Raw genomic sequence first — 12,377 nt, 5'->3', positions numbered from 1 at the left:
CAATACCACGCTGTGGTTTCTCTTTTCTAACTCTCTCTTTTTCATTTGGATCGATCATGACGAGTGCGCTACTTTTGGCCTTTGTGCCGACGTTCTTTTTTGTCTCTATCACCCCTGGTATGTGTATGACATTAGCACTGAGCTTGGGGATGAGCATTGGTTATCGACGTACTTTATGGATGATGTTCGGTGAACTGATTGGTGTTGCTGTGGTGGCGATGGCGGCAGTATTGGGGATGGCATCCGTTATGCTCAATTATCCTTGGTTATTTGCGGTATTTAAAACATTGGGTGCGGCATATCTTGGTTATATCGGGGTTCAAATGTGGCGCTCAAAAGGTAAATTAGCGTTGAATCAAAATGTTGAAACCCCTATTGTTCGTAAAGATTGGGATTTGATTGTCCAAGGCTTTGTCACTGCGATTGCTAATCCCAAAGGGTGGGCATTTATGATTGCGCTATTGCCGCCTTTTATTAATAGCCAAGCTCCGATTGCACCACAATTGTTCTGGTTGATTTCAATCATCATGATTTCGGAGTTTGTCTGTATGACGATTTACGCAACGGGCGGTAAAGGCTTGAAACGTGCTTTAGGTCATACCAATAACGTTCGCTTGATGAACCGGATTTCGGCAACGCTAATGCTCGCAGTCGCAGTCTGGCTTTTGTTGGGGTAATCTTTGCTATAGCTGATCTACGCTTGGCTCGTCTCATTTACCAGCATGCCCGAGGCAGCGCTTCACCATTACTTTTCAGTTCTAATTGATCATATTGTTTTCCGCGACAGGTATCGGTGTTTTGTCCTCTTTGTAGCAGTGGCTTAGCGATGATGGTGTATTGCCTGTTATCATTAATAGATTTAATGGTAAGTTCAAATCGTTCATTATCGTAGTCACAAAATGAACATACGCTATTGTTGTCAAATATTTCGTCTATAGGATAGCCCTCACTATGGCGATAATTCTCTTCTAAATAGAGTTGTATTTTGGCCATATCAGCCATTACTTGGCGACGATGCCCCTCTTTCACATAGTGGCTGTAAGTTGGGTAAGCAATACTTGCCAGCACACCGACGATCACCACGGCAATCATTAATTCGATCAGTGTCATGCCGCCCATCTTTTTGTGCAATTCATTGCATTTATTTATTCGAATCATGTCCATTCGTTCTGTTAACCAATCCTTGCCTAGTGTTGATTACTGTTAATATCGAGGCAAGTTGATTTACGACTATCTCTATGTTTGCAAAGGATTTTGGGAAATGGTTCGCGGCTTTACTCTTTTAGAACTGTTAATTACGGTCAGTATTGTGACGCTGATGCTTGCCTTTGCTGCGCCGAGTTATCGTCAGGTAAATCAGCAAATTAAAATGACGGCACTGGCCAATGATTTACATGGCTTTTTTATGCAAGCCAAATCTGAGGCGGTGTTTCGTAATCAAGGGCTTTGGGTTCATATTGAAGGAATGCCATCAAGTACGGGAGAGTGGCAATTGCGGCTTTCTTCAGACGCTTTATTGCCAAGCAATGAAGAATCGAACATTTCAGTTTTTAGTGGCGCCCGATACCGTAATTTATCGGTAAACCATACCAGCTCCATTAACTCGGTGAGATTTGATCATGTCATGGGTAATCCGACTCAAAATGGCAGTATCACCATCAAAGCACACGTTGAAGATAGCCAAGGGATTCGGGTCATTTTGCACAATCGTGCCGGACGAATAAAAGTGTGCACCATAGAAGGAGACCAATATGGCTTTTCCAGTTGCTAAACACCAGCAAATTGGAGCGAGCTTGATTGAGTTTATGATTGCCAGTTTAGTTGGTGTGATGGCTTTAGCGATTATAGGTAGTGTCTTTATCTCTAATCAGCGCGTAGCGTTGCAGCGTAGTCAGGAAATTATGCTTCAGCAACAAATGAGCATGGTGATGCACCAATTGAAACGCGATGTGCTGCGTGCTGGATATAATTATTTAGACAGTTATTCACTGCAGTTTATCGATAAGCCCGATCTCATATCGGTGACAGATCACTCGATAGGTTATGTCTATTATATCCACAATCATTCAGCAGAAAAATTTAGCCATACTCTATATCGCTTAGATTCGAGTAGTTTGAAGTATTGTCAGGCTAATTATCTGATCCCCCAGTCTACGGCGAGTATGACTCGTTGTTTTAACTTATTTGATCCTAAGCAGGTGCGAGTGACCCAATTTTCAGTCAAGCGTTTCCCTATTAACGGTCAGGCGGTACAAAGTGCAGTCATTTCGATTGATGTTAGTGCTTCTTTAGTCGCTAACCCTGCGGTGGCCCATTCGATGCAATTGCACATTACGCAAAGGAATTGGCAATCATGAAGCGTCATCAACAAGGCATCGCGACATTACTGATCACGGCGGTATTACTCTCGATTACCTTAGTGATAACCCTTGGCTCGTATAAAAATTTGTTTTATCAAATTAAGCGAGCGCAAAATGAAGTGAGTGCTCGGCAAAGTTATTGGTTAGCCGAAGGCGGCGTTGAATGTTTGTATGCTTATATCGCACAAGACCCGACTAGAATTACTGGTTTATCAAAACAAGTTTCCGGTGAAGCCAATCATTGTAAACAGCAACTTCAGCTCGATGAATTGCAACTCATACCATTAGAAAATAGCGTGTATCGTATCTATGCACGTCAAGGATACGCACAGGTGAATAAGCAGATTTATTCATACACGACAGGCACTGGCGCAATTCAAACCAATGCTAATCTGCGCCTAGTGGGGGATTTTGATATTCGACCAGAAGCGGTAGGAGAGGCTGATGAAAACGGCTTTTATGACTGTGTTGCGGTGCGTTATAAGTATCAAGTTGTATTTCATTCTGAAGCTAGTTCCCAACAATCAACGGAAACTGAATCAGAACCGAAGAAACCAAAACCGGAAAATGGCTTAAGAGTATTAGATGCTCTCGCTGAGAATAACTCGGAGTTGAAGTGTAAAGCAGAGAGTAAAACCTCAATACCCCGTGGTCAAGGTAAAGATTTTAATACTCAAGACTCATCAGAATTTAAAGCCGATTTTGTGCAAGATACTAAATTTAAGCCGTTTGAGTCGTACTTCGGCCTTGCCTATAGCACAGAAAATTATCACAAAGTAAAAAGTCAGCATCATGTTATTACACTCAATGGCACAGAATCTAAAGACTGTGCTAAGAAATTGCATCAGGCATTTGTTATGGATAAGCATGAGAAAGTTTGGTTAAAAGGAGACTGCTTTATCAACGGCTCTTTTGATGCTCCTAGCGGTCGCTCTTTAGTGGTAGAAAACGGTTTATTTGCCACTTCTGGAGCTAATGTATTCGGTGGCGCATTTTTCCATATGATTGATACTTCTTTGCCTAAGTTTACTAATCCAGAGATGTTGTCGAATATTTGGGAACAAGCACCGTTTTACAAAGCTATAGAGCATTTATTAAGGGATAACAAAACGACTGTCTATCTTGATCGTGGTGCGTTCCATCCCAAAGGAGGGATGGTATTTGATGCCGATGGTATGGATGTGGTAATTAATGGGGCGCTTAATTTACAGTTCCAATCGAATAAGGAGTCACATCAGCGTTCGCAAACCATTTCATTACAACAGGGGAGCTGGCATGGTTATTAAACAAAGAGGCTTTAGCCTGATTGAAGTGATGATTGCTTTTGTGCTCATCGGCGTTGGTGCGTTAAGTTTGGTTAAGTTACAAACCTTTGTTGAGCAGCGTGCAGATTTTGCGCAGCACAGCATTACTGCACTCAACCTTGCTGAGCAAAAATTAGAATGGTTTCGCACCCGCGGTGCTTCAGCCGCGACGGCGAGTTTAGTTGCGAGTTATCCTCATGACTTTGTTGATGGTGAGGATAGTCGTCATCCTCTCTACCTGTTGCAATGGAGCGTACCTTCAACCCAGTTGTCCGGTGCATTAAAAACCATCGTTGTTCAAGCCACTTGGAAAGACCGATATGGAAAAGATCAATCTGTCCAACTCAAAACGATGATTTCCCAACACAGCGAGTTTGATTAGAGGTTTTATTGCTTCGGGTTTATAGAGATCCAATCAATATATTTTTACATTATCTACCCTTCTTACTTGAAGCTGCAGCGGTGTTGGCTACTACGTTTTTTCACCCCAATTGCATAGTTTGCCTATCCTCATGGGGATTCACTCACTTGCCGCCTACCTGCAACTCCAAGTCGTTTGGGTATCGACGTTACGATTTATCGCGAGCTTTATAGGTTGATCACTCAATTGTAAAGAGTGTTGTGGGTAGTTTGTTGATGCAATGTTGCTTTGATATAGCAAGGTTGGGCAAAGTGTCTCTGGATGTTTCAGTTGGTTTGGAATTTTGTGCTTCGCCTTGGCTTGTTTTATAGAATCTCATCATGGGCTATGACTCACAATAATTGAGCGCAGATATCGATAGGATGACGTCAATAAGATCAATCTATCAAAATGCACACTGTGACTCTAATTAATAAGCTATCTCCCTAAACACTTTGGTGTGCCCAGTTAGTGACGAACGAAGATCCATGAATAGGATTGGAAAGAGTTTTACCTCGTCATTAGTCAGGAAGGGGATAGGCACAACATGAACTAGGAACTACGGATGAGTAATCAAGCGGTAAACTCAGCACCTACGCAACCATTGAGTCGTATGGATCGTTTTTTAAATTTAATTGAGCGGGTGGGCAATAAAATCCCAGATCCTGCGATACTTTTTTTCTGGGCTCTCATTATCGTTTGGGTCGCTTCAGCTTTACTATCGCAGGCAAGCTTCGATTTAATCAATCCTCGTACTGGCGAAGCGCTGCAAGTGAATAATTTATTAACGGGCACCGAGCTAGCTAACTTTTTGGCCAATATGGTCACCACTTTCACCAGTTTTGCTCCATTAGGCATTGTACTTGTAGCGATGCTTGGTGTCGGTGTTGCTGATTCATCCGGTTTTATCACCACTGGCTTGAAAAAAATGCTCAATTTTACTCCGGCGCAGTTATTAACGCCGATGTTAATTCTGGTGGCAATCGTCTCTCATACTGCGGCGGATGCTGGCTATGTGCTGGTTATTCCATTAGGCGGCATTATTTTTCATGCGGCGGGGCGTCATCCACTGGCTGGTATTGCGGCGGCCTTTGCTGGGGTATCAGGTGGTTTTGCCGCGAACTTCGTGCCTTCAGGAATTGATCCGCTACTCGCGGGCTTTACCCAAACCGCGGCTCAAGTGCTGGATCCAACTTATCAAGTGAACCCGCTTTCAAATATATTTTTTACCGGATTATCGTCGATGCTGATTGTCGGTATTGGTTGGTATGTCACGGAAAAAATCATCGAACCTCGCCTCAATAGTATGCCGATTGACGAAGATGCAGAAACTGCCCCTGATTTAGGTTCATTTTCCGCCATTGAGTCTAAAGCGTTTCGTTATGCTGGTGGTGCAATGCTGCTTGGTATCGGTTTACTGGTTGCCGCACTATGGCCAGAAACATCGGCGCTACGTTCCCCTGAAGGAGAATTAACCGCTTTTTCTGCGCCCGTGATGCGCTCTATTGTCCCTTTGATTTTCATCTTATTTATTATTCCCGGCATTGTTTACGGACGAGTTTCAGGAACGTTTAAAACCAATAATGATGTGATTAAAGCCATGTCCGCCACTATGTCGACCATGGGGGCGTACATAGTGATGGCGTTTTTCTGTGCGCAATTTTTGGCGGCCTTTAGCCAATCAAACATCGGTACTATGCTGGCGCTGTATGGCGCGGAAGGGCTAAAAGCGATGAACTTACCCGGACAAGCAACCATTGTCGGGATGATTTTATTGACTGCGATGGTTAACTTGTTGATAGGCTCCGCATCTGCAAAATGGGCATTAATTGGTCCAATTTTAGTGCCGATGTTGATGGCGGTTGGCATTTCCCCTGAACTGTCGCAAGCGGCGTATCGAGTGGGTGATTCGGTGTCGAATATCATTTCACCTTTGATGGTCTTCTTCCCATTGGTGGTAGTGTATTGCCAGCGCTATGTGAAGGGGGCGGGTATTGGTACTCTGGCGTCATTAATGATGCCGTACTCGATTGCCATGCTGATTGGCTGGACGGTTTTCCTTTTAGCCTATTGGGCACTGGGTATTCCTCTGGGTATTCAAGCGCCTTATACCTACTCTTTATAAGTCAACTGATAGCTGAGGGTTTGCTGTTTCGGCCATGAATAAGAGTAAATGATAATTAAAGCCTGCTGATATAGCAGGCTTTTTTACTATTGTTTAAGCAGGGATGGGAGATGAGTGTTAGCCATGGATACCCGTTCAGTCGTTAACTAGCCTTTAAGATACTGTTCGTGAAACTCAAGATGATCGTTGATAAAACTCTGAATAAAGTAGTAGCTATGATCGTAACCAGCATGCAGGCGAAGGGTAAAATTTAACTCATTATTAATGGCTACGGCTTGTAAGGTTTCTGGTTTTAATTGTTCTTGTAAAAAGGGATCCGCTTCCCCTTGATCAACTAAGATAGGCAATGAAGTGCTTTGACGCTCAAGTAACGCAACGGCATCATAGTCTTGCCACGTTAGTTGATCCTCGCCAAGGTAGTGTCGAAACGCTTTTTGTCCCCAAGGACAATCGCTGGGATGACAAATCGGACTCAATGCCGAAATAGAGCAATAGCGCTGTGGATTTTTAATACCGATAGTTAAAGCGCCATGCCCTCCCATGCTATGTCCGGCGATAGATCGACGTTGATTCACCGGAAAGTGCTGCTCGATCAGTGCTGGTAGCTCATCAACAATATAGCTGTACATTTGATAATGCTGCTTCCACGGTTCTTGAGTGGCATTAACGTAAAACCCAGCCCCCAGTCCTAAATCGTAAGCACCTTGTGGATCATCCGCGACAGACTCACCTCGCGGACTAGTATCTGCCGCAACAATAGCAATACCAAGTTCAGCCGCTTTACGAAAAGCGGCGGCTTTTTGCATAAAGTTTTCATCACTGCACGTTAGCCCTGAAAGCCAGTACAACACCGGAACCGGAGTTTGAGGTGAAGCTTGTGGCGGCAGGTAAATCGCAAAACGCATCTCACAATTTAGTACCGATGAGGTATGTTGATACTGTTTATGCCAACCAGAAAATACTTTGGATTGACTGAGAGGGGTGAGGCTCATGAATACGGCTCCTAATTAGCGATGACTTAATGTCGCCAACGGAATGGCGACGACTAAGATTAAGCGGACGGTTGAGAGTGAAAATGCACCACGGAACGAATGCTTTCTCCGGAATGCATTAATTCAAAAGCTTCGTTGATCTTATCTAATGGCATGGTATGGGTAATAAATTCTTGTAAGCCAAATTCTCCGGCTAAGTATTGTTCGACGATAGCCGGTAATTGTGAGCGTCCTTTGACGCCGCCAAACGCACTGCCTCGCCATACTCGACCTGTTACTAACTGAAACGGACGTGTTGCGATCTCTTGCCCTGCACCCGCCACGCCAATGATCACTGATTCTCCCCAACCTTTATGGCAGCACTCTAAAGCTTGACGCATGACATTGACATTACCAATACACTCAAATGAGAAATCAACCCCGCCATCAGTCATTTCGACGATCACTTCCTGAATCGGTTTGGAAAACTGTTGCGGATTAATGCAGTCGGTCGCACCCAATTGCTGTGCTAAGGCAAACTTTTTCTCATTAATATCAATACCAATGATTCGACTGGCTCCTGCCATTCGAGCGCCAATAATCGCGGATAATCCGATCCCGCCAAGGCCAAAAATAGCGACGGTATCTCCTTGTTGAACTTTAGCCGTATTCAATACCGCGCCCATACCAGTTGTTACACCGCAGCCGAGTAGACACACTTCTTCCAATGGTGCTTGTTTATTGACTTTGGCAAGCGAGATTTCAGGCAGTACGGTGTATTCAGAAAAGGTAGAGCAGCCCATATAGTGGTAAATCGGTTGCCCATCTTTATAAAAGCGAGTCGTCCCATCGGGCATTAATCCTTTACCTTGTGTTGCGCGTACCGCTTGGCATAAGTTGGTTTTCCCTGAAGTACAGAATTTGCATTCGCCACATTCGGCAGTGTAGAGCGGGATCACGTGATCACCGACTTCTACGCTAGTCACACCTTCACCGACCATTTCGACAATTCCGCCTCCTTCATGGCCAAGAATAGTCGGAAAAACCCCTTCTGGGTCTTCACCGGAAAGGGTAAAAGCATCGGTATGACAAACACCAGTGGCAACAATTCGTACCAATACTTCGCCTTTACGAGGCAGCATCACATCGACTTCTTCGATGCTCAGTGGTTGATTCGGGCCCCAAGCAATGGCGGCGCGTGATTTGATAAATTTATCTTGTGACATAATCTATTCCTTGCGATATATCCTTCCTACTTGAAGCGGCAGCGGTGTTGGCTACGTTCGTTCACCCCCAATCACATAGTTTGCCTATGCTCATGGGGATTCACTCACTTGCCGCCTACCTGCAACTTCAAGTCGTTTGGTTATAGAGAAAAAGCTCAATGGTGAGATAGGGATTCAAGTGGTCACCACGAACTTAAGCCGTTAGGGGAGCCTTGCGGCTCACAACAAGGTCAGTATAGTGCTTTATTTTATTGCTATAATTAGCTCAAAATATGAATGACTTTTACAAATAAGTAATAATGGAGTGGTATGGCAAGTTGGGAAGGAGTGAATGAGTTTGTGGCGGTGGCAGAGGTTGGCAGCTTTACTCAGGCGGCTGAGCGCTTACACACCTCAGTGGCGAATATCAGTCGGCGGGTATTACAACTTGAGGAGAGGTTAGGGATAAAACTCTTGCTCAGGACGACACGTAAAGTCTCGTTAACGGAAGCGGGAATGCTGTATTACCAACAATGTAAAGTGTTGGTTGATGGTTTACTTCAGGCTGAGCAAGCGATAACGCAGATCCAACATACCCCAAGTGGCAAAATTAAAGTGACGGCTCCGGTGACGTATGGGGAGCAAAAAATAGCACCACTATTGCATGATTTTTTATTACTTTATCCGCAGCTTGAGTTGGAGTTGGTGTTAACCAATCAGAAATTAGATTTGATTGATCAAGGGATTGATTTAGCGATACGTTTAGGGCAATTGGAGGATTCCAGTTTTATCGCTCGTAAACTCAGTGATCGTCGTTTATATGTCTGTGCCAGTGAGGACTATTTAGCGCAATACGGTACCCCCTATGCGTTATCTGAATTAACGCGTCACTCTTGTTTGATTGGTACCCACGATCATTGGCGTTTTAAGGAACATCAACAATCCAGAAGCATCAAAGTGAGTGGTCGAATTCGCTGTAGTAGTGGCATGGTACTGCTGGATGCTGCCTTGAAAGGTATGGGACTGGCACAGTTACCCGATTATTATGTCACGGAACCTTTAGCTCAGGGCCGTTTAGTCGAGGTGTTAGCGACTTTTCGAGATGATCGTGAAGGAGTATGGGCGCTGTATCCACAAAATCGCCACTTATCAACCAAGGTTCGTCTGTTGGTTGACCATCTAACTCAGCATTTATCGCTTTAAGCTTACCGGATAAAGCGGTTAACGATATACTTTCTATCCCCCGCGACTTGAAGCGACAGCGGTGGTGGCCACGTTCTCACATCGTTTATCTATATGGATGGCGACTCACGTACCCTAACGCCAGGTTGTTTAGGTATATCATTTGTGTAAGAGGTTTTTATGAGCGACAGTCCTTCTTTGTTTTCCCAACAAGATGAAGTCTTTATGCGTCGTGCGATAGCGCTTGCTGCCAAGGCCGAAGCGGAAGGCGAGGTACCCGTCGGGGCGGTATTAGTCAAAGATGGTCAAGTGATCGCTGAGGGTTGGAATCGCTCGATTGGTGGGCATGATGCGACGGCTCATGCTGAGATCCAAGTGTTGCGTCAAGCTGGACAAGTGTTACAAAACTATCGTCTATTAGATACCACTTTATATGTCACCTTAGAACCATGTCCAATGTGTGCTGGCGCTTTGTTACACAGCCGAGTTGCACGGATTGTTTACGGCGCGCCAGATCTCAAAGCGGGAGCCGCAGGAACGGTGCTGAATTTGTTTGCGAGTCAAGCGGCTTACCATTACGCGGTCATTGAAAAGGGGTTATTAGAAGAGCAATGCCGTACTCAACTGCAAGCTTTTTTCAAACGTCGTCGGCAAGAAATTAAAGCTCAAAAAGAGCAACAAAAACAAAGGTAAGATAAAAATAGTGATGGGATGTGTTTCTGAGAAGGGGGCTGGCAAACATCTACAGCCTGATTGAGTCTTTGTGTAGATGTTTGCTGATATCCGATCAGTCTATCAGTTGCACGAAGGCACGATGACGTGCGAGCACTTTCTTCTTTGTGTTCGCCAGCATGCGACGGCGACGATTGGCTGATACTGCTTTGTTCAGGAGTTTTGATTGACGTTTTCGTTTCAACATAAACACCCTCCTATTATTATAAAAAATAATTAAACTTATCGATCCCTTACCACTGGAAGTTGCAGCCATGCGGATGGACTTTTTCATGGAGGCTGTAACTAGAAGTAGTTAGGGGGGATTCACTCACTTTCCGCCTACCTGCAACCTCAAGTCGTTTGGGTATAGCAAGGTAGGAGTAAAGTGTATCAATACTTTATTACCGTTAAATTTCACACTAGATATTTATGATTTTTAAGTATAAAAATCAAGATATTTTATTAGCGAACACCGAATTTTGTTGGGTAGATGATGAGACCGGTCGCTGTTCGCTAATCAGGATTTACTCGACGTCGACGTGATGGTCATTACTCTCATCCGCGCTCTCTTCTGGCTCGATAGTAATCACTAACAAGTCATCGATTCCGAGATCGGTATCGCTGCTGTGATGTGGATCCATATGGCCGATAATACTTTGATAATAGCGACGGATGTTTTCAACATAAGCGCGAGCTTCATCTCCACGAGCATAACCATAACGCGTTTGCGAGAAATAGCGTTGTTGACGCAAAAGAGGAAGACGATCTTTAACATCGGCCCAAGCATCTGGCGACCCACCTTGTTGGCGAGTTAGACGGCGAGCATCCATCATATGCCCATAGCCAATATTATACGAAGCCAATGCAAACCAGATTTTTTCATGCTGCGGAACACTGTCTGGAATGCGTGCAACCATTCTGCGTAGATACTCGACACCACCTTGAATCGATTGCTCTGCATCGAGTCGATTGGTCACTCCGACACTGCGCGCCGTTGGTAAGGTGAGCATCATCATTCCGCGAACGCCGGTTGGCGAGCGAGCAATCGGATTCCAGTGTGACTCTTGATAAGCCACCGCAGCAATTAAACGCCAGTCAAATTCTTCTGAATATTTTTGAAACAGCGGTGCCCATTTAGGTAAGCGAGTTTCCAAAGCACGGATAAAGGCGCGAGTATCCACATAGTCAAAGTTACCAACATGACCAATGTATTTCTCTTCTAAAGAGGCTAAGCTTCCAGATTGTTTGAGATTACCGAAAAACTCAATCATTAACGCATATAAGCTTTCATCATCTGAACGCCGCATAAACCACGAAATAGGCTGGTCTTCGGTCATTTCAAAGGCCATCGCGATATCTGGATAAATACGTTGTGAGAGTGAAATTTCTACTGAGTCTGCCATGGTAAACAGCAGCTCACCTTTAGAGACCTGTTTCAATAGCTCACTCACATCACTATTATTATCAATCACGTATTGAAAATCAGGATAACGCTCGGCAACGCTGGCTAATGTCGTAGTAAAATGAGAGTCGTTGACGATTTTAAAAATAGGCTGCTGATCATTATTTGCCAACAGTTCATCTTGTCTGGCGATTAACTGATTAATGTTACGAGGTCGCCATTGGCCAGGTTTATACACCACCTGTTGCGATACATAGTAATAGGCTGGCCCAGCGCGATACTCTTTTAAGCGCTGTTCTGATTGACTTAACCCAGCAGCAATAATATCTATCTCGCCATTTTTTAACGCTGGAAAGAGACTCGATGTACGATAGGCCGGTTTCATTTCTAACCGTACCCCTAGTTCACGAGCAAACTCTCTTGCTAATTCATAATCAAGACCCGCAGGACCATCTGGGCCAATGAAATAGGACAGCTGATTATTCAACGTACCGACTCGTAATACGCCTCTCTCGCGGATTTTTTCTAGCTCACTTTTCGGCTCAGAGTCAATTTGGCAGCCGCTGAGAACGAGCAGGGTTAATGCTAGCCATAGCGCACGATAGAAAAACGTGAAAGAAAATGGGGTCATTGATTAGCGATCTCTTACATCCGGTATGTCTTTATACCAAACCCGAGGCGTTGAAGGCAAAGTTTATACACCATCGCTCAGGA

13 protein-coding genes are annotated in these 12,377 nt (G+C 44.4%); 8 read left to right on the top strand and 5 right to left on the bottom strand.

Features of this window, described 5'->3' with window-relative positions; all coding sequences use genetic code 11:
* Positions 1–56: 56 nt before the first annotated feature.
* Positions 57–677, top strand: a complete 621-nt coding sequence (locus FKQ60_RS04000; protein ID WP_004395779.1) for a LysE family translocator — start codon at positions 57–59, stop codon at positions 675–677.
* A gap of 37 nt (positions 678–714) precedes the next feature.
* Here the strand turns inward: FKQ60_RS04000 and FKQ60_RS03995 are convergent, their stop codons facing one another.
* Positions 715–1,164 (bottom strand): type IV pilin protein, encoded by a 450-nt coding sequence (locus FKQ60_RS03995; RefSeq protein ID WP_170905330.1) that lies wholly within the window; start codon positions 1,162–1,164, stop codon positions 715–717.
* A gap of 97 nt (positions 1,165–1,261) precedes the next feature.
* Here FKQ60_RS03995 and FKQ60_RS03990 point away from each other — a divergent pair, with 97 nt between their 5' ends.
* From FKQ60_RS03990 to FKQ60_RS03970, 5 genes are all read left to right on the top strand, one after another.
* Positions 1,262–1,771, top strand: a complete 510-nt coding sequence (locus FKQ60_RS03990; protein WP_040904604.1) for a GspH/FimT family pseudopilin — start codon at positions 1,262–1,264, stop codon at positions 1,769–1,771.
* On the top strand, positions 1,752–2,357 hold the full coding sequence (locus FKQ60_RS03985) for a hypothetical protein (RefSeq protein ID WP_040904601.1): 606 nt from the start codon (positions 1,752–1,754) through the stop codon (positions 2,355–2,357). The genes FKQ60_RS03990 and FKQ60_RS03985 overlap by 20 nt, the downstream gene beginning before the upstream one ends.
* Positions 2,354–3,646, top strand: a complete 1,293-nt coding sequence (locus tag FKQ60_RS03980; RefSeq protein WP_170906042.1) for a hypothetical protein — start codon at positions 2,354–2,356, stop codon at positions 3,644–3,646. Before FKQ60_RS03985 ends, FKQ60_RS03980 begins: the two co-directional genes overlap by 4 nt.
* On the top strand, positions 3,636–4,046 hold the full coding sequence (locus tag FKQ60_RS03975) for a prepilin-type N-terminal cleavage/methylation domain-containing protein (RefSeq protein WP_158138030.1): 411 nt from the start codon (positions 3,636–3,638) through the stop codon (positions 4,044–4,046). Before FKQ60_RS03980 ends, FKQ60_RS03975 begins: the two co-directional genes overlap by 11 nt.
* 583 nt (positions 4,047–4,629) lie before the next feature.
* The gene (locus tag FKQ60_RS03970; RefSeq protein WP_004395776.1) at positions 4,630–6,189 is read left to right on the top strand and encodes an AbgT family transporter; all 1,560 of its coding nucleotides are present in this window, start codon (positions 4,630–4,632) and stop codon (positions 6,187–6,189) included.
* A gap of 146 nt (positions 6,190–6,335) precedes the next feature.
* Here the strand turns inward: FKQ60_RS03970 and fghA are convergent, their stop codons facing one another.
* Together fghA and FKQ60_RS03960 are read right to left on the bottom strand one after the other, a co-directional pair.
* Positions 6,336–7,181: an S-formylglutathione hydrolase gene (gene fghA, locus FKQ60_RS03965; protein ID WP_170905332.1), complete on the bottom strand. Its 846-nt coding sequence runs from the start codon at positions 7,179–7,181 to the stop codon at positions 6,336–6,338.
* Between the two features lie 59 nt (positions 7,182–7,240).
* Entirely contained in the window at positions 7,241–8,386 is a 1,146-nt protein-coding gene (locus FKQ60_RS03960) for an S-(hydroxymethyl)glutathione dehydrogenase/class III alcohol dehydrogenase (protein WP_161425927.1), read from the bottom strand.
* 309 nt (positions 8,387–8,695) lie between these two features.
* Between FKQ60_RS03960 and FKQ60_RS03955 the strand changes: the two genes are divergently transcribed.
* Together FKQ60_RS03955 and tadA are read left to right on the top strand one after the other, a co-directional pair.
* Positions 8,696–9,568, top strand: a complete 873-nt coding sequence (locus FKQ60_RS03955; protein ID WP_158138036.1) for a LysR family transcriptional regulator — start codon at positions 8,696–8,698, stop codon at positions 9,566–9,568.
* Between the two features lie 159 nt (positions 9,569–9,727).
* The gene (tadA, locus tag FKQ60_RS03950; protein WP_170905333.1) at positions 9,728–10,240 is read left to right on the top strand and encodes a tRNA adenosine(34) deaminase TadA; all 513 of its coding nucleotides are present in this window, start codon (positions 9,728–9,730) and stop codon (positions 10,238–10,240) included.
* A 94-nt stretch (positions 10,241–10,334) separates the two neighbouring features.
* Here the strand turns inward: tadA and FKQ60_RS17740 are convergent, their stop codons facing one another.
* Complete coding sequence (locus tag FKQ60_RS17740) at positions 10,335–10,466, bottom strand: hypothetical protein (protein WP_004395771.1); 132 nt, start codon at positions 10,464–10,466, stop codon at positions 10,335–10,337.
* Between the two features lie 319 nt (positions 10,467–10,785).
* Positions 10,786–12,294 carry a membrane-bound lytic murein transglycosylase MltF gene (gene mltF, locus FKQ60_RS03945; protein WP_158144153.1) on the bottom strand — a complete coding sequence of 503 codons (1,509 nt, stop codon included), beginning with the start codon at positions 12,292–12,294 and terminating at the stop codon, positions 10,786–10,788.
* Positions 12,295–12,377 lie beyond the last annotated feature (83 nt).

Origin of the sequence: Vibrio sp. A11 (assembly GCF_013048705.1) — a bacterium.
Classification (GTDB): domain Bacteria; phylum Pseudomonadota; class Gammaproteobacteria; order Enterobacterales; family Vibrionaceae; genus Vibrio; species Vibrio metschnikovii.
This window is presented reverse-complemented; position numbering and strand designations above follow the sequence as displayed.

Coding starts and splice junctions, on each gene's coding strand:
- FKQ60_RS04000 (WP_004395779.1), top strand. CDS start 57: ATGACGAGTGCGCTACTTTTGGCCTTTGTGCCGACGTTCTTTTTTGTC.
- FKQ60_RS03995 (WP_170905330.1), bottom strand. CDS start 1,164: ATGGACATGATTCGAATAAATAAATGCAATGAATTGCACAAAAAGATG.
- FKQ60_RS03990 (WP_040904604.1), top strand. CDS start 1,262: ATGGTTCGCGGCTTTACTCTTTTAGAACTGTTAATTACGGTCAGTATT.
- FKQ60_RS03985 (WP_040904601.1), top strand. CDS start 1,752: ATGGCTTTTCCAGTTGCTAAACACCAGCAAATTGGAGCGAGCTTGATT.
- FKQ60_RS03980 (WP_170906042.1), top strand. CDS start 2,354: ATGAAGCGTCATCAACAAGGCATCGCGACATTACTGATCACGGCGGTA.
- FKQ60_RS03975 (WP_158138030.1), top strand. CDS start 3,636: ATGGTTATTAAACAAAGAGGCTTTAGCCTGATTGAAGTGATGATTGCT.
- FKQ60_RS03970 (WP_004395776.1), top strand. CDS start 4,630: ATGAGTAATCAAGCGGTAAACTCAGCACCTACGCAACCATTGAGTCGT.
- fghA (WP_170905332.1), bottom strand. CDS start 7,181: ATGAGCCTCACCCCTCTCAGTCAATCCAAAGTATTTTCTGGTTGGCAT.
- FKQ60_RS03960 (WP_161425927.1), bottom strand. CDS start 8,386: ATGTCACAAGATAAATTTATCAAATCACGCGCCGCCATTGCTTGGGGC.
- FKQ60_RS03955 (WP_158138036.1), top strand. CDS start 8,696: ATGGCAAGTTGGGAAGGAGTGAATGAGTTTGTGGCGGTGGCAGAGGTT.
- tadA (WP_170905333.1), top strand. CDS start 9,728: ATGAGCGACAGTCCTTCTTTGTTTTCCCAACAAGATGAAGTCTTTATG.
- FKQ60_RS17740 (WP_004395771.1), bottom strand. CDS start 10,466: ATGTTGAAACGAAAACGTCAATCAAAACTCCTGAACAAAGCAGTATCA.
- mltF (WP_158144153.1), bottom strand. CDS start 12,294: ATGACCCCATTTTCTTTCACGTTTTTCTATCGTGCGCTATGGCTAGCA.